The organism is Alteracholeplasma palmae J233 (genome assembly GCF_000968055.1).
Lineage (GTDB): Bacteria > Bacillota_I > Bacilli_A > Acholeplasmatales > Acholeplasmataceae > Alteracholeplasma > Alteracholeplasma palmae.
Map to the genome: position 1 here is coordinate 1,526,909 of NC_022538.1, position 20,037 is coordinate 1,546,945.

General features: G+C 29.3%; 19 protein-coding genes. 2 read left to right on the forward strand and 17 right to left on the reverse strand.

The genetic code is table 11. The features are described from left to right. From BN854_RS07220 to BN854_RS07290, 15 genes are all read right to left on the reverse strand, one after another. A complete protein-coding gene (locus BN854_RS07220) occupies positions 1-918 on the reverse strand; it encodes a DHH family phosphoesterase (RefSeq protein ID WP_030003876.1) in 918 nt (305 codons plus the stop codon). Beyond that, positions 915-1,859 carry a DHH family phosphoesterase gene (locus BN854_RS07225; protein WP_030003877.1) on the reverse strand — a complete coding sequence of 315 codons (945 nt, stop codon included), beginning with the start codon at positions 1,857-1,859 and terminating at the stop codon, positions 915-917. The genes BN854_RS07220 and BN854_RS07225 overlap by 4 nt, the downstream gene beginning before the upstream one ends. 67 nt (positions 1,860-1,926) lie before the next feature. After that, entirely contained in the window at positions 1,927-3,126 is a 1,200-nt protein-coding gene (locus BN854_RS07230; protein WP_030003878.1) for a lamin tail domain-containing protein, read from the reverse strand. Positions 3,127-3,277: 151 nt separating this feature from the next. Further along, positions 3,278-5,182, reverse strand: coding sequence for an immunoglobulin-like domain-containing protein (locus BN854_RS07235; RefSeq protein ID WP_030003879.1), 1,905 nt, complete (start codon positions 5,180-5,182; stop codon positions 3,278-3,280). 26 nt (positions 5,183-5,208) lie between these two features. Continuing rightward, positions 5,209-6,543 (reverse strand): extracellular solute-binding protein, encoded by a 1,335-nt coding sequence (locus BN854_RS07240; protein ID WP_030003880.1) that lies wholly within the window; start codon positions 6,541-6,543, stop codon positions 5,209-5,211. Between the two features lie 16 nt (positions 6,544-6,559). Then, complete coding sequence (locus BN854_RS07245) at positions 6,560-7,453, reverse strand: carbohydrate ABC transporter permease (protein WP_030003881.1); 894 nt, start codon at positions 7,451-7,453, stop codon at positions 6,560-6,562. Positions 7,454-7,470: 17 nt separating this feature from the next. After that, positions 7,471-8,421, reverse strand: a complete 951-nt coding sequence (locus BN854_RS07250; protein ID WP_030003882.1) for a carbohydrate ABC transporter permease — start codon at positions 8,419-8,421, stop codon at positions 7,471-7,473. After that, entirely contained in the window at positions 8,421-9,494 is a 1,074-nt protein-coding gene (locus tag BN854_RS07255) for an ABC transporter ATP-binding protein (protein WP_030003883.1), read from the reverse strand. The genes BN854_RS07250 and BN854_RS07255 overlap by 1 nt, the downstream gene beginning before the upstream one ends. Before the next feature lie 803 nt (positions 9,495-10,297). After that, positions 10,298-10,804 (reverse strand): NUDIX hydrolase, encoded by a 507-nt coding sequence (locus BN854_RS07260; protein ID WP_030003884.1) that lies wholly within the window; start codon positions 10,802-10,804, stop codon positions 10,298-10,300. A 414-nt stretch (positions 10,805-11,218) separates the two neighbouring features. After that, positions 11,219-12,946, reverse strand: a complete 1,728-nt coding sequence (locus BN854_RS07265; protein WP_162184456.1) for an ABC transporter ATP-binding protein — start codon at positions 12,944-12,946, stop codon at positions 11,219-11,221. A gap of 46 nt (positions 12,947-12,992) precedes the next feature. Continuing rightward, on the reverse strand, positions 12,993-13,724 hold the full coding sequence (locus tag BN854_RS07270) for a dTMP kinase (RefSeq protein WP_030003886.1): 732 nt from the start codon (positions 13,722-13,724) through the stop codon (positions 12,993-12,995). A 40-nt stretch (positions 13,725-13,764) separates the two neighbouring features. Next, a complete protein-coding gene (locus BN854_RS07275; RefSeq protein WP_045959871.1) occupies positions 13,765-14,538 on the reverse strand; it encodes a nucleotidyl transferase AbiEii/AbiGii toxin family protein in 774 nt (257 codons plus the stop codon). Positions 14,539-14,557: 19 nt separating this feature from the next. Next, positions 14,558-16,009 carry a Gfo/Idh/MocA family oxidoreductase gene (locus tag BN854_RS07280; protein ID WP_045959872.1) on the reverse strand — a complete coding sequence of 484 codons (1,452 nt, stop codon included), beginning with the start codon at positions 16,007-16,009 and terminating at the stop codon, positions 14,558-14,560. Beyond that, complete coding sequence (locus BN854_RS07285) at positions 15,993-16,880, reverse strand: hypothetical protein (protein WP_030003889.1); 888 nt, start codon at positions 16,878-16,880, stop codon at positions 15,993-15,995. Before BN854_RS07285 ends, BN854_RS07280 begins: the two co-directional genes overlap by 17 nt. 48 nt (positions 16,881-16,928) lie before the next feature. Beyond that, the gene (locus BN854_RS07290) at positions 16,929-17,156 is read right to left on the reverse strand and encodes a hypothetical protein (protein ID WP_030003890.1); all 228 of its coding nucleotides are present in this window, start codon (positions 17,154-17,156) and stop codon (positions 16,929-16,931) included. Between the two features lie 85 nt (positions 17,157-17,241). On the opposite strand from BN854_RS07290, the gene BN854_RS07295 reads away from it, so the two are divergent. After that, complete coding sequence (locus BN854_RS07295) at positions 17,242-18,171, forward strand: helix-turn-helix domain-containing protein (protein ID WP_030003891.1); 930 nt, start codon at positions 17,242-17,244, stop codon at positions 18,169-18,171. A gap of 82 nt (positions 18,172-18,253) precedes the next feature. Here the strand turns inward: BN854_RS07295 and BN854_RS08135 are convergent, their stop codons facing one another. Beyond that, the gene (locus tag BN854_RS08135) at positions 18,254-18,361 is read right to left on the reverse strand and encodes an IS3 family transposase (RefSeq protein WP_157868359.1); all 108 of its coding nucleotides are present in this window, start codon (positions 18,359-18,361) and stop codon (positions 18,254-18,256) included. A 331-nt stretch (positions 18,362-18,692) separates the two neighbouring features. Between BN854_RS08135 and BN854_RS07300 the strand changes: the two genes are divergently transcribed. Next, on the forward strand, positions 18,693-19,331 hold the full coding sequence (locus tag BN854_RS07300) for an IS3 family transposase (protein ID WP_045959874.1): 639 nt from the start codon (positions 18,693-18,695) through the stop codon (positions 19,329-19,331). 266 nt (positions 19,332-19,597) lie between these two features. Here BN854_RS07300 and BN854_RS07305 read toward each other — a convergent pair whose 3' ends face one another. Beyond that, complete coding sequence (locus BN854_RS07305) at positions 19,598-20,029, reverse strand: hypothetical protein (RefSeq protein ID WP_030003893.1); 432 nt, start codon at positions 20,027-20,029, stop codon at positions 19,598-19,600. Between the last annotated feature and the right edge of the window lie 8 nt (positions 20,030-20,037).

Genomic DNA, 20,037 nt, shown 5'->3' on the forward strand with positions numbered 1-20,037 from the left:
TTATATAACCTCTTTAACCGCCTTAATAAATGCAGGTAGTTCTTCCCAGTTATCTAATGTAGCACCGCTTGCCTTAGCATGGCCTCCACCTTTAAATTGGTTAGCTACTTTATCTATATCAGGACCATTTGAACGCAATCTTACTCTAATCGTATTATCTTCTTGTTCTAGAAGGATTGCCCATACTGGATATCCATCAATACCACCTAATATATTTACAACTGAAGATGCTTCTTCATATGTTAAACCAAATTCTTTTACTTGGTCTTTTGAAACTTTAACATATATAAATCCATTATCTGTGATAAAGTTTTGGTAGATAAATCCTTTATATCTAATAACATTTAATGATTCTTTACTTAATTGTTGATCGATTTCTTCTACATCAGCACCATTACTTAATAGCATACCTGCAAGTTCATGGGTAAGTTGTGAAACTCCGCGATATTTAAATCTGCCTGTATCAGTTAAAATACCTGTATACATAGCAACCGCACCTGGTTTAGTAATCTTCATATCAAATGTTTTAGCAAAGTAAGCAATCATTTGTGCACATGAAGGAAAACTAGTATCTACCCATTGATAATCTCCATATTGATCTATTGGTATATGATGATCTATTTTAATAATTTCTTTTCCTAGTGTATATCTTTCTTCACTAATTCTTTCAGAAGTTGCAGTATCAACTACAATTGATAACGCTCCTTTATAAACATCATCACTAATAACATCCATCTGTCCAACGTAGTCTACAAAGTCGCTTTTTTGACCCACTACATAAACATCTTTTTCTGGGTATGTATTTTCTATAATATTTTTTAATCCAAACTGAGCTCCGTAACAATCCCCATCTGGTCTTTTGTGTCCATGAATAATAATTGTTTTATATTCTTTTATTTTGTCATATATATGTTTCATAGGTTTTCTTTTGCCCTTTCATCTAAATCATTTATTATTAAATCTGCTTGTTCCCAAGAGGTTAATGTAGCACCACATGCTTGGTTGTGTCCACCGCCACCATATTTTTTAGCGATATCAACAATTGTTATATCACGTGCTCTAAATTCACCTAGAATAATATTCTTTTCTTTATCTTCTGTAAAACTTGCCCATATTTTAACTTCTTTTAGTCCAGCCATTTGGTTAATCATACCACGACTAACGCCTTGAACATCTAGTTTAGACTGTGAAACTAATTCAGCTGTATTTTTTCTATAAGCAACATTATGTTCAGTCAATGAAAATTCTGAGAATAAATTCTTAACTTGTCGTTTTTCTAAACTTTCAGTATAAAGGAAATCATAAAAATCTTTAATATCTGGTTTAAACTGTGTAATGTATGATGCCATTAAAAAGGCATGTGATGCATTATTTTCATTAACATATAAAAATCTTCCAGTATCTGTTACCATACCACCATAAAGGTAGGTTGCACATTCTTGGTTAATTTTGAAATTCCAATCTTTAACTAGTTCTACTAGAATTTCACACGCTGATGTATAAGTTGATTGTTGGTAAAATAATGTATTTTCTATATCTGATGGGTTTGTATGATGATCAATAATAATTACATCTTTAGCTAATTTATATCTATCATCACTAATCATATGACTAACGGCACAATCTAATATAAATACTAAGGCATCTTTATACGTATCATCTGTAATATCATCCATTTTTGCCTTGTAAGACATTGGATTTAAATCCCCTACAACATATATGTCTTTTTCTGGAAAATTCTCTTTAAGGGCTTGTTGCAAGCCTATTTGTGATCCAATCGCATCCATGTCTGGTCTAGCATGGCGATGTATGATAATTGTTTGGTATTTTTTTATATAGTTTAATATTTCTGTTTTCATAAAAACTTCCTTCCTTGTAATAAAGTAGTATATCATAAAAGAAAGAAAAAGCGATTCTTAGTCGCTTTTATCCATCAATTTCTACTTTATAAAATCTTGGATCTGGTAAAAAGTTATGCGGACTAGTTGGTTTTTTAGTATCATAATTCCAATTTGGATCTTTTTCACCATGAATTCCCCATCCATTTTTTTGTGCACGGCTAGCTGCATTAAGAACATATCCAAATAAAGGTATATTCTTATATGTTTGTTCTAAATCGCCTTCTGATACACTTCCTAAATTAAAGTTAATGTCAGACATTCCAGCTCTAACTACCTCATAATTAACTAGTTTTCCATCAACCCACACATAACCTAAATGTCTACTGTATGTGTCAATTAATTGTCCACCTTTAACTGTTTGTATCCATATTTCCTTATTATTATCCATTGCATCTTTTAAAATGTTGTTAGTAAAGTTACTTGCAGGATACCCCCATTCCTGTGCTGTAACATTTGTACCATTCACTTCTCTAGTATCAATTAAATAATAACGCATCTTATAAATATTACCCTCGTCATCTATAAAATGAGTTGTGTCGCCATCAACATAATTATGTACTTTAACCTTGATAGCTCCGCCTCCACCTTTATTTTCATTTGTTTCATTAACAAAAGGCATATTTTTATATTCTTCTAAAAATTGTGGTCCTTCAATTAATTCTTTTTCTGTTTTTACTTCATAATTATCATTTTTCAAATATTGATATTGTCCTTCAGTATAAAATATAAAAGAATACTCATCATACTTACTATTAGCGAGCACTGCTGAAGGTTTTCTGATAAGAGTTACATCTCTAGCAAATGGTACAGAATTACCTATATCCCCAAGTATATCAATAATTTTATCATCCTTAACTAAGGCAATGACATCATCGCCATTAAATACTAGTTCTGATGTAGCTAAATCCTTTTTATCATCAACAATTTCATTTGTATATTTATCATTGGCAATAACATAGTAATTTTTGGGCTCAATGATTCCGCTTAAGTCTATAGAATAGCCTACTATTTTTTCCCCATTTGAATAAATTTCTAATTTATAGTTAGATAGATTAACACTTTCTTCTAAGGGGTTGTATAATTCAATAACATTATCAAACAGTTCAAAAGTCTCATAATATTTAGAGATATGTATGTCAGAGCTTGTTGTTACTTCCTGTTCTTTTGTACATGATACCAAGAAAAAACTAAAAATAGCTAGTATCAATAGTGTAAATTTTTTCATATTTTTATTCCTTTCAGTTTCTTTAGCATAACTATTATATCATAAATCATATAAAAGAAGTCATCCTGGCTAAATAAATAAAAAGCCGAATTTCTAAGACTAGAATTTCGACTCTCTAATTATATTTATTTATTCTTTCTTAATCTTATAGTTATGCTTTTGGTGTCATATCTATAATTTGATTAGATTGAATTGGAACAAGTTGAAGATTGCTATTATATGAGCCTAATACTGCAGTTATTTTAACTGTTTTACCTGCTAACAATCTTAAAGATGTAACTTCATCAGCTAAGACATAAACCTTATATGATTTTTCACCTACAGTTACTATGAAGTTTCTATCTTTCTCACTATCACTTGCTTGAGTTAATATTCCTGTAACATCTACTAGTTTTCCAACAGTTGATGCTACATATGTCTCTTCTGTTAAAGCAATTGGAGTCACTACTTTTGCAGAAGAAACTTTTTTAACTGATACTGTATTTTTACCAACAAATTTATACCCTAAATGATTTTTTTCAATTGTAGCAACAATTTCTAATTCATCGCCAACTTTTATTTCTCCGGTTTTGCTTGTTGCAATATAATTTGCGTATACTCCACCTTTTTCATCTTGTATATAAAATTCAACGTCAGTTTTAGAAACTCTTAATTGTGTAACTACTCCTTTAAATCTAACAGCTTTATTAATATTTTCTTCTAATTTATCAAGCGTAATAGTAACATAGTCACCTACATAAACTGTAAACTCTTTAGTTACTGTATTTGCTCCAAGTGTCATTGTCCCTTTTAACTTAACTTCTGCTCTAATTCCATCTTCAACAGTTACTTTTCCTGTTGCTAAATCAATATATTTAGAATCTGCTGCATTAACTAATTCCCAAGTAATTGGAGTTTTATATGCTAAACCTTCTGCTGGAAGTTTAATTGTATCATTTTTAGGGAAGTTTACTGTAGATAATGTGAATCCATAATCTGCTAAATATTTACCTGCATCGTCAATTGCTTGTGGTGCCTCAATTTTTTGAATTGAGAAACTAAATACTGGTTTTGAAACACCTGTAGTAAGTGCTCTATTATCTCTTAACTCACGAACTGTTGCAGTAATTGTTACAACTTTTCCGTTGTAATCAGCTAGTTTTTCATGATTTTTTTGTTTATAGTAACTTAGTACAAAATTTGCATCTGGGTTATATTTCCCACTTTCGTCAGTTCCAACTAATGTTGTAATATAATTTGCTCCTCCAGTAAAATCTGGTCTCATAACAACTCTAGCAGTAAATTTAACTAATTGTAATAATTCTGATGATGATTTAGCTTCTTTAACTTTTTGTTTACCAGCATCAGTACTAATATTTACATCTAAGAAATTATAAGTTTTTAAACTAATTTCTTTTGCTGTTACAGGTTGATCAACTTCTTTTACAACAAACCCTGCATTTGAAACTTGGAATGCATCATAATATATTGCAGCATCACCAATTAAAGTTCCTTTATCTCCAACCTCTAATCCTACTGGAGTTGTAAATACTAATGTCACATCTGTTCCATCAGTTACATAATATGCATCATCATCAATTCCGACAATAGTTACATTTTCTAACTTAACTGGAATTGTTGTTGGTTGATCTTTTCCACCAATTTCTAATGCTCTTAATGCTTGAATATTACTTATAACTCTTAAATCTTCTGGAAGGCTTGGTACTTTAATTGTGAATTTTTTATCTTCTTTTAATTTACCTAATGTAACTGTTGCAACTAAATCTACTGTTTTTTCACCTTCACTGTGTAAAGGCTGTTCGATAATAGCATATATCGTACCTTTTCTATCTTTGATTTCTGCAACTTTTGTGTTGTTAGAAGTCCATACAGCCTTAGCACCATGTGCTAAATCAGTTGTTAATTCAAAGCTAGCTTTAACGTTATTAGCATCTGTTACCGCTAAATCTAATCTATCTAGTGCATCTTTTAAATCTTCCGTGTTGCCATCTTTAGTACAAGCAACTAGCGTTATACTTAGTAACAACGCAGTTATCATTGTTAATATTTTTTTCATGTATTCGATTCTCCTTTTATTTTATATTACGAAATAACTTCTTGATATGCTTTAGCAAATATTGAATCTAGATTAGCATCTTTTTCAAATGCTTTTGAGAAAATAGTTCCTACTTCTTGTCTAGTTTTCGCTGATTTATCAAATGCTGCTGATGTAAAGAAATAATTTGATTGGCTTTGAGCTAATTTCAGAACATCTATAAATACTTGTTGTTTCTTATCGTTATTAGGATTGGATAAATATGTTTTATATGTCTCATTTTCAAATGCTGATAATCTAACTGGTGAATAACCTGATGCCATTGACCATCTAGCAGTTTGATCTGTATCTGTAATATATTTTAAGAATCTCCAAGCTGCGAGAACTTGGTTTTGATCTCTATTTTTGAATAAGTTAATATTTGGTCCTTGTTGGATCATTTTTCTATTATCTACGTCAAATTGAGGAATTGGTGCAACACCAACATCGAAAGGATTTTCATTTCCAGGAATATTATATTTTGTTCCACCAGTTGAACCGATTGACATAAATATTTCTCCTGCAACAAATTTATTTGATGTATTTGATCCACCCAATTGATCTTTAGTTGTAAATAACCCATCAAAGTACAAGTTTCTGAAATATTCAACCATTGCTTTTGACTGCTCATTATTAAACAGAATTTCACCTTGTCCATTAGCATTAATGTTAGTATATGGTGCTTTTCTCTGTGCAGATGCCGTGATAAATAGGTTATCTGGTGAGTCATATCCTACTGGAATATATTTCTTATCAGCATATTCTGACTTAGCTTTAATTGCTTCACCTACTGCTCTAACATCATCCCATGTAACTGGAACTTCTAATCCATTTTCAGTAAAGAATGTTTTATTATAAAACATCGCTTCTGTAGATTTACTAAATGGCAAACTATATAAAGTTCCTTTTGCATCATAAGTTTTTCCTTCTGCCCAGTATCCTGGAACGAAGTCTGCTATTTCTTCTGGACTAAGCCCATATTGTGGGTCATTTATTAATTCATCTAACGGTTGAACTACATTTCTTCTTAGGTAACCAGCAACGTGATCATTATAACTATATGTTAAATGTGGTTCATTTCCTGCTGATATTGCAGTACCTACTGCTGAATTTAATTCTCCATAACCACCTTTTGAAACATGGACAATTCTATATTCTTTATTTTCAGGTAATGCTTCCCATTCTTTAATAAAGGCTTCTAGAAGTGCTTGTCCTCCTTCTTCAGGTTTTGCAGTTTTTCCCATTGTATGCCAAAATACGATTTTGGTTCTATTATCGGATTCACATGCTACTAATACTAAAGCTGCTAATATAACAGTTATTAGTGAAAATATTTTTTTCATGTATTCTTTCTCCTTTTTAACCTTTTATTCCACTTCTTGATACACCAGTCATGATATATTTTCTAAATACCATAAATAGAATTAAAAGTGGTACGGTTACAATAATTGTGGCTGCCATTTGAAGATGGAATGACGTATTTCCAGTATCACTATTTGTAAATGCTGATCTTAATCCATTAGTGATTAATCTGAAATTATCATTTGCTACTAAATTCGGCCATGCGTATGAGTTCCATGTACCCATGATCTTCAAAATAACGATTGTAATGATGCTTGACTTAGCCATTGGAACCATAACTTTCCAAAGATACTTCCAGTCTCCTACACCATCTACTTTTGCTGCATAATATAATTCATTTGGCACTTGTCTAAATGTATTTCTTAACAAATAAACATTCGCTACTGATACTAAAAACGGTATGATCATTGCATAATAAGGTCCGCCTAAAACTCTAGCGCCTCCACCCGGATCTACCCAACCAAGTTTAGAAACTGTAATATAGTTTGTTAGAACCATCATTTCTCCTGGTATCATCATCGTTGCTAATAAAATGGTAAATATAAGGTCTCTTCCTTTAAACTGTAGTCTTGAAAGAGCAAATGCCATTAATATCGCAAAGAATGTTCCAAACACTGTTGAAACTGCAGCTACTATAATTGTATTGATAAAGTATCTAATTAGATTTGCTTTTTCTAATGCTTCACTAAAGTTTTGCCATATTAGCTCCTTTGGAAACAGAGTTGGTGGTGATAATTCAACTTCAGTCGCAGATTTAAGTGCAGTTATAACCATCCAATAAAACGGTATAATCATGATTAACGCCATAATACCTAAGAAAGTATATACAAGTGTTTTTTGGATGATATTAGCTGTTCTTTGATTTTTTAATTGTTTTTGACTTTCTGTCATTATATAATATCCTCCTTTTAGTAGTGTACTCTCTTTTTACTTACATATAAGTTAATTGCTGTAAAGGTCATAATTATTGCAAATAATATTACTGAAGCGGCTGCTCCTAAGGCATATGCATCAGTTCCCGAAGGTCCACCATATGCAGTTAGTGGATTTAATTGATTATAAACAAATCCAACAACAGTCTGTATTTCTTTAGTTTTTGACCAATCTCCACCAAATATACCAATTACAGAATCATATGTTTTAAATGCTCCAATAAAAGATGTAATTAAAACGTATGAAATAATTGGTGATAATAATGGAATTGTTATTTTTCTAAAAACTTTATTCTTAGGGGTTGAATCAATTTTAGCTGCGTCATAGTATTGTTTTCCAATACTTTGAAGCCCTCCAATAAACAATAAAATTTTAAATGGCAATGCATTCCATATAATATAAATTTGTAATACTAACATTTTGTTAAACGTTGTTGAGGCTGCAACACCATTAACTGCATCTCCAGAATTAATCCAGTTTACTGGATCTATCCCAAACATTCCTAAAAATGAGTTTACTAGACCTGAATCCAAATTAAATAGGACTGCAAATACCATACCAATTGCTATAGTATTTGTTACATATGGTAAGAAAAATATAGTTTGAAATATTTTTTGTAATGGTTTTATTGAGTTTAAAGCTACAGCTATTAATAATGCTAATATTGTAGAAATTGGCACTGATATAAAAACCACTATTAAAGTATTCACTAATGTTGTTTTAAACCATGGAAAATCGCTAAATAATAAATAACCAAAATGTGAAAATCCAAAATTAAAACTAAACTGATGAAAACTGTCATCATACCCTTGGTCAAATGCAATAAGCATAGTTCGTATTAAAGGGTAAAAAGTAAATATTGCCATCAAAAGCAGAGGAACTCCTAAATAGAGCCATGCATGATAGTCTTTTTTACGCTCTAACATTAAAGCACCCTCTCTCCGGTTTCTTTGTTAAATACATAACATTTTTCTTTTTTAATATTAAATTTTGTAGTTGATGGCGTAACTCCATTTTGATCTTGTAAAATGATTCTAAATGTTGGATTAATTGCATTTTCTTGATGCGCAATTAACGCTAAGTCTCTACCAATATTTTCAATGAAATCATAAGATACTTTTAGTTTACCCTTTTCTGCTGGTTCATAACCTTCAGGTCTAATCGCTATAAACGCTTCAACTTCTGTTTCTTCTAATTCTTTTGATGAGAATATAGTTGTTTTACCAATTTTAACTTTTCCTTTTGAAACTGAACCATTGTAAACTGCAATAGGTGGAGTTCCTAAGAATTTAGCTACAAATAAGTTAGTTGGATTTTCATATACTTCTTGTGGTCCGCCTATTTGTTTAACAACACCTTTTTCCATTAAAACTATTTCATCACTAATACTCATAGCTTCTTCTTGGTCGTGTGTAACGAAGATTGTTGTAATTCCTGTTTCTCTTTGAATACGTTTGATTTCTTCTCTTGTTTGTAAACGAAGTCTCGCATCTAAGTTTGATAGTGGTTCATCTAGTAATAAAACTTTTGGTTTTTTTACTAATGCACGAGCGATAGCAACACGTTGTTGTTGTCCACCTGATAATTGCCCTGGTTTTTTATCTAATTGATCTTCAATACCAACAAGTTTAGCCATTTCTAATGTTAATGCTTTTGCTTCTTCTTTTGGTACTTTTAAATTTTCTAATGGGAACATAATATTTTGACGAATTGTCATATGTGGGTATAAGGCGTAGTTTTGGAATACTAACCCAATTCCTCTTTTTTCAGGAGCAAGATCAGTTACATCATCTTCTCCAAAGAAAATTTTTCCTCCTGTTGGATTTAATAATCCTGCAATCATATATAAAGTGGTTGACTTTCCACATCCTGATGGTCCTAGTAATCCTACTAATTTTCCAGAAGGAATTGTTATTGTCATATCATCTACTGCACGTGTTTCACTTTTAGATTTAGCATCTGTAAACACTTTTGTAAGATTCTCTAATCTAATTTCCATAGTTCAAAAACTCCTTTTTATTTTTTGCTCTTAATGGTACAAAAAAAACCGCACATCCACTATATGCGATTTAGAAAGTACAAAAAATCAACGAGCTCCTCGTTTTGAATTGAGTTGGTTATATTATTTGGCTCTACATATGTAAAATACATGTTTAGTAACCTCCAAGTTATTCCTTATTTATTATATGTTATCTTATATAAATTTACAAGGAAAATTGCTAATTATGACTATCTAATATTGTAAAATTTTGGTAAATTTTTTATATTATATAATTGTAAGCGTTTTTAACTGGGATTTAATTATAATGCAGTATTTATGTTTTGTCAAGTCACTTAAACATATCCAATTTATACAATTTTGTATCCATATTGATTTCAATGATTATATGCCTAAATAGATTAATTTTAAATAAGTTTATAGTTTTGATAAAAAAACTTAACACCATAACCTTTAATATTTTTTGTGAACAAAAGTTATATATGAATTGGTATCAATTTATTTCTATACTCATTTCAATTACCTATTGTAAAAATGGAATGTCAACAACAAATTAACCCTTCCATAGACTATTTATTCGGAAATTCTATGCAAAGGGAAGCGTCCCATTTTTAATTCTTTTAAATCCCCAGTTTAAAATTATACATCCGTAACATCGCTAGTATTTCTAAGGTATTCAATTTTCTATTGTACACAATGTTAAAAAGATATTCCTTCTTGTTTTTATTATCTTTAACAGACATGAAAAGCTATTTCAATGATATGTTTTAACCTTTTTAGCCCACAATAAACGTATGCACTAATTATGAAGCATCAAAAACTAATTTTTTGACCTCATATAAAGCAATAAGTTCTCTATGTGCAATTTCATTTAAATTGTTGTTTTTAATTGCCTTTTCATTTATCTTAATGGCATCATTAATTTCAATAAATTCAGCTTTGAAATTCAGATCAATTTCATATCCTTGCAATGATGTTTGGCCCTTTTTGTTTTCAACTTCAACCAAAAAATAATCCGATTTCATGCTAAATAAAACAGATTTGTTATCTTGACTAGGAGCTGTAACTGTAATAACTCCGAATACTTTGTATTTGGAAATGTTATATCCGGTCTCCTCTTTTATCTCTCTTCTTAACGCATCATACGCAGTTTCATTTACCTCTACACCACCCCCAGGCAGTTTAACTTCCTCATTGTCACTTTTCAATACAAGAATCTTTGTGCCTCTTAAAATAACTGCTCTTACTGCACTTCTATCTATTTTCTTTTTTATGGAATTAGTTCCAATACTTAAATCATAGTTAAACATTTCTAGTTTGTATACTCAATAGTATAATCATATTAACTTTGAATATACTTTCCTTTCATTTAATTTTATTACTACAATATTAATAGACGCTGTAGATTTGGGTCTTTTTTTATAGTTAGGCTATCATAGGAGATTTAGCATGCGTTTCTCCTATTCAATCTTATTTTAAAGTATCCTTTATTCTGACTTAAATCCTTTTTTATACTCTACAAGTTCTTCAAGTAGAATAACACTATTATATTTTATTCTAGTAAAAACGCTGATATTAACAGAGTATAGCTTTTCAAATATTACTCTTCCCTTCATAGAGTCCAGAGATTTCTTTCTTCGTTAATCTTACTTTACGTTTCTTTCAATGCCAAAACTATAAATTATGTAAGTTTATTCTATAAAATCACAACATTTCTCTAGTATTTACGCTTTCTTATTGCTTGCAGTATAAAGACCAAAGTACTTACCTTTTTCGCTCATCAACTGTTGGTGATTACCTTTTTCTACAATTTGACCTTTTTCAAAAACATATATACAATCCGACTCTATTATTGTTGATAATCTATGTGCAATTAGTATAATAGTTTTATTTTTATAATTTTCAAGTAAATTATGCATTACTTTTTTTTCTGTCTTATTATCCAATGAGCTAGTCGCCTCATCAAACAGTAAAATTTCAGAAGCTTTTAGCAATGATCGGGCAATTCCTATTCTCTGACGTTCTCCGCCTGATAATAATGCCCCATTTTCACCAATCATTGTTTCTAACCCTTCAGGTAATAATGATACCATTTCGTATATGCACGCTGTATTTAGTGCTTTTTTTATTTCTTCTTTTGTAGCGAAAGGATTCGAAAACAATATATTATCTAATATAGTTCCATTGAATAGAAACGTATCTTGAAAGGCAAAACTTAATATGGTTCGAGCAAAAAGAGCATTTTTTTCTTCAATCACATTGTCAAACAATGTAATAGTTCCATTATATATTTTATCTGAGTATAAAGTACTTAACGCCTTTATCATGGAAGATTTCCCACTACCGCTTGCTCCGACAAATGCCGTTACTGTTCCCTGTTCTATTTCAAAAGAAATTTGACTCAGTACTGTTCTACTAGAATCATAGGAAAACGATAAATTCTCAACACGTAAAATCTTATGTGAACAATCTTTATCAATAGTAGAATTGAAAGAATATGCTTCATCAGTATCTGCTTCAGTAATTATTCTTGATCTCTCTAATGAAGCCTTCGATCTTAGTACCTCTTGAAATACTAACACAACTCCACTCATCGGGGCAACAAGCATTGAATTATGAGTTAGAAAGGCTACCATAGATCCAAGTGAAATATTGCCAATTATAACTAAGTATCCGCCTATAATCAAGGATGCGCAAATAAGAAAAAATACGAAAATTGCATTTATCAATTCCACTCTGAACTTATATCTTTCTGTTTTAATGTCATTATCTTTCATATTTTGGCTTTCATTGTTAAATGAATAATGATAATTTTTTTCATTGTTAAATGACTTTATATCTCTAATACCCTTCAAAGTTCTTGATAGAAAATTCCAAAGTACCTGATTTCTTTTTCTGTTTTCTTTAGCATAAAACTTTAATTTCCAACTGCTGACACTTGTCACTATCGAAAACAATATAGCAATTGGCATCAATATTAATGTTAGCAGTACATTTATTTGAGACATAAAATAAATTCCAAAACCTAAGCTAAATATAACTTTACTAACGTTTGAGAAAGGAGAAACAATTCCTTGTGCAATAATTTCACTATCTTGCATAACAATTCCTAAAAGTTCTCCATTATCTGCATTATCATAAAAAGATAATTTCAATTTTAACATTATATCATAGTATTCTCCTCTAATGTCTGATGCGATGCGAAATTTTAATTTTGAAGATAAATAGATTCTTAAAGAATTAGAAATTGCACTGAATAAGACACACAAAACATAAACAGATGCATATAATATAAAATTTTCTAATACAAAATTTTCAGTTGAAGTAACTCCATCAATTAGTTCACGTAAAACCTGTATTGGATATGTCAAAAGAAAAGATGATATTATTGTTAGCATTATTATTAATATAAAAAAGCATATGTGCTTTTTTACATATTTTAAGTTTTTCATTTTAAATTCCTCTCTTAATTTACTATTCATGTATAGTTTAATATAGTTACTCCAATATCCCTCTTTCTCTAAGTTGTTTAGTAATATCATTATGCAAATCATTTTCATTAAGATTACCATTCAATACATATGTTACATTATGAGGCAAAATTTTTTTCATCACTCGATCTAATGATGTCTGATATTTAATAAACGCGTTACTATAATCTGCAAAAGAATAACTTTCTCTGATACTTGGGTCACTACCATAAATATCACACCCACACTCCCAATACGACAACATACTTCCCTTTTTTCTTTCTAGGCATGTCTCAATATTTGTTTTAATGTAAAATATAATATCTGGCTGAGGCAGTAAAGAAAGTAATGATTTTAACCAATTTTTGTCGATTCCTCTAACTGAGTATCTCGATAGTATGGTATATATATATCTGTCAAGTATAATTACTCTTTTTTCTTTCAAACTTTCAAGGAAAATATTATTTATTTCCTCATAAAGCCCTAAAGAGTCTATTAAAACACGAGTAATAGGATTACTGTTTTTCCATTTCGCCATAGAGGTTATATCCTTTGTAAATGTTGATCGTAAGAAATTAACGCTATAACTTTCAAAACTCTTACTTGACAGATAATTTATTAACTTATTAATTTGAGTAGATTTTCCAGCACCATCCATGCCCTCAAAGACTATCAAAGTACCTTTAAAATTATTCAGAGAAAGCATTTGAGGACTTCGTGATGGATAAGTTACTCTTAATTTTTCTTCGTTTTTTTTCATATGTTTACCTTATTAATAATTTCTCTAGTCAGTTCTTATATTAAATCTCTTTAGACAAATCTACCTTATTTAAGAGTTCAAGAAATTTAGTTCTTATCACTAAAAAGTCAATAGTAATATCATCTAAATTAAAACTACTAATGTATTTAGCGTACTCTACTTCAATTTTCTTCCAATAAGTATCATCTAAAAAACCATTATAATAAATATCTGTGTGTGTTGGATTTTTCTTCATTAAAATACCAACCTTCCTAGTCTCATTTATTGCATCCTTTAAGTTTTGATCTAATACTTTTTCAATCAGTGGCATATTTAAACAAAAAAGAATTTTCAGATCATAGAAGTCTTTAATAAAGGATTCAATTTTTTTATGTCTAAATGATGCATGAATTGATAAAAATTTAGTAATTAATTGCTTACTAATAGTCAATATCTTAATCTCTAATTTTTCTGATAAAGATTTTTTTAACTTCAAAACATCATATTTTCTTTCACTATAATCTACAACAGAGATATCAATTGAATAAGTAAAGCCTTCTAAATTAAGGTTCAAATACATAATATAAGGATTGGTTTCACGCGACTTAAATACTGCATTCGTATATTGTTTAACAATCTTTTTTCTAATTTTTTCTAATGAAAACCGCTTATCCATGATAACAATATCTATGTCATTGGGTTGCCTTTTAAATAATTCTTGACTAATATGTAAGAAATAACTTCCTTTAAACCAAATCTCATTAAAACTTTCTGTCATAAATTTTAAGAAATTAAATATTTGAGAATCTACTTCTTTTATAATTTTTTTTTTCATCATTGTCTGTCCCAAGATTTTAAAAAATGTTTGAATTTTTTTTATTATATTCCCAGATTGGATCTTCTCCCAAATAATCTCTACTCAATGTTTTATATATTGCGCTTAAAAGTTGAACACTATCGTTATGATCCTCAATACTAGAAGTTTTTTTATCATTATCAAATAAAAATTCTTCAACTGCTTTTTTTCTTGCTTGTTCATTGTATCCAATAAAGTCACTTATATGCTTTTTATCATATAAGTCAGAAATATTTATTTTTTCGTGTGGAACGCCGCCAATAAGATCAGTATTTCTGAAAATATGTATTTCAAAATGCTCCACTGATCCCACATCGTTCTTACCATAAATATCCCTATCTTTAATCTCATATGCCTGATAACTATGTACTTGGATATTCATTATTGGTCCAATTTGAATATTTATTCTTTCATGTCTAACACGACCGTTCCCCTTATACGCATCCTTTGGCAAGCACATCCACCCTCTTCTACTAAATCCAGTTTGTAAAAGATTTAATTGTGCAATAGTTACAATATTTGCTCCTTTTGTAAACTTGATAGATGAACTAACATCAACCTCACCGTATTTACTTAAATCAATATCGCTTGCTTTTTTTTCAAACAAAGTACTTTTGAATAGTTTGTTTCTAGATTCATCATTTATTTGAAAAATCACATCAGAAGGCCTAGTAAAATTAGAATATACAGTAACTTTATCATGACCATGATGAGTATATTTGTTGTTTAAACTCACTAGTTGTGTCAACAAATCAACAAAATGATACCCACTATGCATTAATTTACCATAGCCATGTTTATACGGGTGATTAACTAATTTGGGATACTCAGAAGGCATATGCCACTTCCCATCACAATGATAAACTTCAATATTTGTAATAGGAATACTATATTTTGCCATTTCAATTTTTAATTTTTCAAAAATATATTTATACCCTGGGTGCCACCTTCTTTGAACCTGTATAATAAACTTTGTATTCATCTTTATTTTTTCGTATCTTTCAACAAGTTTTTTTTGAATGTGTAAGAGTTTTTCAGCATTTTCTATAGACGTTGACACATCTGCTATAGCAGCAATTGGTTTATCCAACAATATATTTAATTGCAAGTCAAGGCATATATTACAGTATACTAGATGAGACAGTGGCTCTGTAGAAATAATTACATGAGTAATTTTTTTATCAGTTAACTCACTTTTAATTTTGTTTTCAGTTGCCTCAGAAAATTGTGATAAATCTCTTTCACTATCAGGAATAATTACTATTTTTGATTCTATTTTTTCTTTTTCTAGATACTTTTCGATCTCTATTCTCTGAGATTCAAGGTCAAAAATCAACTTAGGCTTAACCCCCAAATTTTTAAGAAAGTGCATATAAACTCTCTTAGCGTGTGGCCCAAGACCAACAAGTGCTACATTATATTTTTTTTCCAATTTAAACATACCTTTCATTTTCAAAGTGCTCTTTAACTATTTTTTCACACTTTTTTATATTCTTTTTAACAATTAAAAAATCTTCTTTAGCATAAACATTTTTCTCACTAAAATACTTTTCCATTTTAACCAGAATACTAGAAATATTATCATTAAGCCAAAACTTATTCTCTTTATATCCACCAAAAAATTTTTCTTTCATTTGCCTATCTGCTTGAATTTTTGTGACGATTCTGAACTTCAACTGTACTAGATCATCAAAAATACCTTGAGTAATATCGTACTTGGATAATTCAAAAAAATCTTTAAACAATAATTCAATCTTATCATCTGCATTTAATTGTTCAAGATAGGCTATTGATAGATACTTGTCAATAACTGCTTGTTCAATATTATTAGAAGTCACTTTTAACACCGGAAAATTTTCCATAATAGTTATATTTTTAGTCAGTTCTGCATATTTAAACAGTAATGATGTTACGCATATTTCCATAGTACTACCTATAACTTGAGAGCATACTAAACATTCCACTTTAATATTGCATTTTTTTTCAAAAATTTGTGATTCCCATAAATATTGAAAGTTAGAATTCTTATTTTTCTTTAGCTTTACCTTAGAGTTAAATGCAAGTATTTTTCGAATTTTTTTTCTTTTTTCGCCTAAATCTTCATTGTCAGAATTATAGTCAATATCAATATCACTTGGCAAGCGCCAGAAATTTTCAAGCGCATAATAGAATATACTACTTCCTTTTAACGAAATTTTCTGATTTTTAGAAATTATTTCACGAATTATATAATACAAACAAAAATCATCAATGACTTTATCTATTGGAATATTGAGAAACTCACTTGCAAGTTTAATTTCTTTCCATATTTTTTTTTTCATTTTCTCACCGAATTTAACTGTTACTAGTATAATATACAATTTTTACAATCAAGCAAAAGTTTCAACCCATTCTGGTAATCCTGATTTTTTAAATGCCTCAGAAGTTGATAATACTTTCATGTACTCCTCTTTTTCCTTAAACGCGTGTTCTTCTCGATTTACACAGCTAGATATAGCATTATTATCTAAAGAGCCGTTAATTGTATTTATTTGGTTTAAACTCAAAAACAGCATTACTCCAGAAATAATTAATACTGCCACTAATATTTTTTTCATGATAACCCCTCCTTGTTATAGCTCTATTATTATGCTAAAATAAGATTATGAACAGGGCGGATTTGTCAATTTTGGGGGTATTTAGGTGGAAAATGAGAAAAAATCAATAGAGTTTTTTCGATATTTAGAAAAAATAAGAGCTTCGCGTAATATAAGTCAAGAAATTTTTACTGATGATATTGTTTCTATGCGACAATATCGAAGATATTTAAATGGTGAATCCACGGTCTCACATGATGCTTTAATTAGTCTGTGTAATAGAATCGGTTTAAAATTAGAATATGCGTTACTTGATTTTGAATCCGATAAACTTAAAGAAACTCAAGAAATTAATCATTTATATAATAGTGTCGTTAATTATGATTTTTCAGATGCAAAAGAGCAATTAAAGAAAATAAATAGGAATTCTTTAATAGATAATAGCAATCGCTTATTGTTTGATCATATTTCAAATCTTATTTTACTTTTTAACAAAAAGAATACTATAGAACAAACATTTGAAAAGACCAAAAAACTTATTAATCTAGAAACGACGATTGAAAATACTACTTTTACTAATACAGAATTACTCATTCTAATTTCTCTTTTTCAGTTTGATAACTGTAAAAATTTAGATTTAATCGCTATTAAATTAAAAGGTTACATAAACAATGAAATCAAAATCATTTCCGGTCATAATATTAAAACAGTTGTTTTAGTTTTACAACAACTGTCTAAATACTACGGTTCTAACAGTCATTTTAGTGAAGTTATAGCATGTTGCGATACTGCAATTAAATACTCAAACAAAATGTTTTCTTTTTATCTATTAGAATACTTATATTTTTATAAAGCACTTGCATATTATGAGTTACAAAATCAAAGCAATTTGGAAGACTCTTTATATCATTGTTACGTTGCCCTTGAAATATCAAATAATAATCAAAAAAAAAGGAAAATAGCAAACCTAATCAAAGATTACATTAAAATTGATTTAGACAAATTCATCAAGGCTTATTACATTAATAATAGTTAATGTGCTTGAATCGCTGAAACAAAAATAGGAAGTTGAAAATGTTTATGTCAAATAGATAGTGGAAATAATTAATTAAATAGCACTAATTTAAGGCTTGACTCCAATATTCAATCGGAGTCAGGTCTTTTAATTTGTTGTTATAAAAATCTATATACTTATTAATTTCATTTTCTAACACTTTGATTATCATCAAACTTATTTATATAATACATTTCAGATTTTAGTGTTCTCCCCCGCCGGCCCATTATCTATACAGCGGACAAACCTGGTTGGTATACAATTAAGTAGGAACACAAATAAGAGGATACTGATAAAATTTCCATAAAGAGGTATTTATTTATGAGTAAAAAATATTCAAGAGAATTTTAATTACAATCAGTTAAATTAGTCATTGAGGAAGTCTTATTTGTAAAAGATGTTTCAAAATAGCTGAAAATACATTACAATATTTTATATCGTTTGATTGGTGAATATAAGGATATGGTGAGCGTTCATTTCCAGACAGTTGGAGTAATGATTTTATATATCAAAATCAAGCAAGACAGTTAAAAATTGAAAATAAGATACTTACTGAATATATCAAGAAAATATTCACTAGCCATAAATCTAGATATGGTGCAAAAAGACTTAAAGTAGTTCTATTAAATGATCATGGACTTACAATTAGTGTAAAAAGAATAACTAGATTAATGAGAAAAGCTGGACTTTATGCAAAGGGAACAAATTATAACTTAAAATATAAAAAGCATATATCAGATGTAAAAACAAGAAATCTAGTGAACCAAGTCTTTGAAACTGATAAGAAAAACCAGGTTTGGTTTGGAGATATAACTTATATTCTTACAAATGAAGGAAATATATACCTGTCAGTATTTATTGATCTATATACTAGAAAAATCGTTGGTTACAGCCTAAGTGACAACATGAAAGCAATCGTGGTCATAGATAGTCTTATATCGGCAACAGACAAGGAAAAGCCTAATTCAGGACTTATTGTTCATTCAGATCAGGGTAGTCAATATTTATCTTATGATTTCTTAAAAGATATTCGTGACAACAACCTAATATCAAGTCATAGTAATAAAGGAAACTCATATCTCAATTCACTGATAGAGTCATTTTTTAAAACATTCAAAAGAGAAATTTTACCAAAAGTTTAAGACTAAATCTTTAGCTAGGCTTGAAATACTCAATTACTTAGAAGCCCATTAAAACAAAAATAGGATCACTCGTCGCTAGGATACATGATGCCTTTACAATTTAAATTATTTGATTGTTGAATCCTCTTAACTATATGTCCTGTTTATGGTTGAAATTCTAAGAGCCTCTTTTTCAAAGTGTCCGTTTTAATAGTATATAAAAATAAATAGACCATATATGGTCTATATTTAAACTCATTTTCATGTTATGTGCAAAGAATCTTAATTTATCCTATTATTTTACTTAATTTAAATTTAACAACAACCGTTGTTATAAAAATAGCTACTGCTGGTACTGCATATAGTGTATATAATAAGCCCTTAACTGTTATCGGTGGAAAGCTTAAAGTTAGTAATAATATGAAGAATACAGGAACTGATAACCCTATTGCTAATAGACCAGTTAAGATCATAGCTATGTTAAGCGTTCTATTTGGATTTTTGAATTTTTCAATACAAAACTCTAGTCCAATAAGTGCAGTATAGCTTCCAAATAAAATTAATCCTGGAATTAACCAATAAAGAAATTGTTTAATTGTTTCTTCATTTATTCCAGTTTCTATTGAATGAATAAAATGTGTAAATGGAAAAGATAATATCACTAGGTAAATCATAAATACTATAAACATAACTTGATGTGTTACTTTTAATTTTTTCATAAAATGTC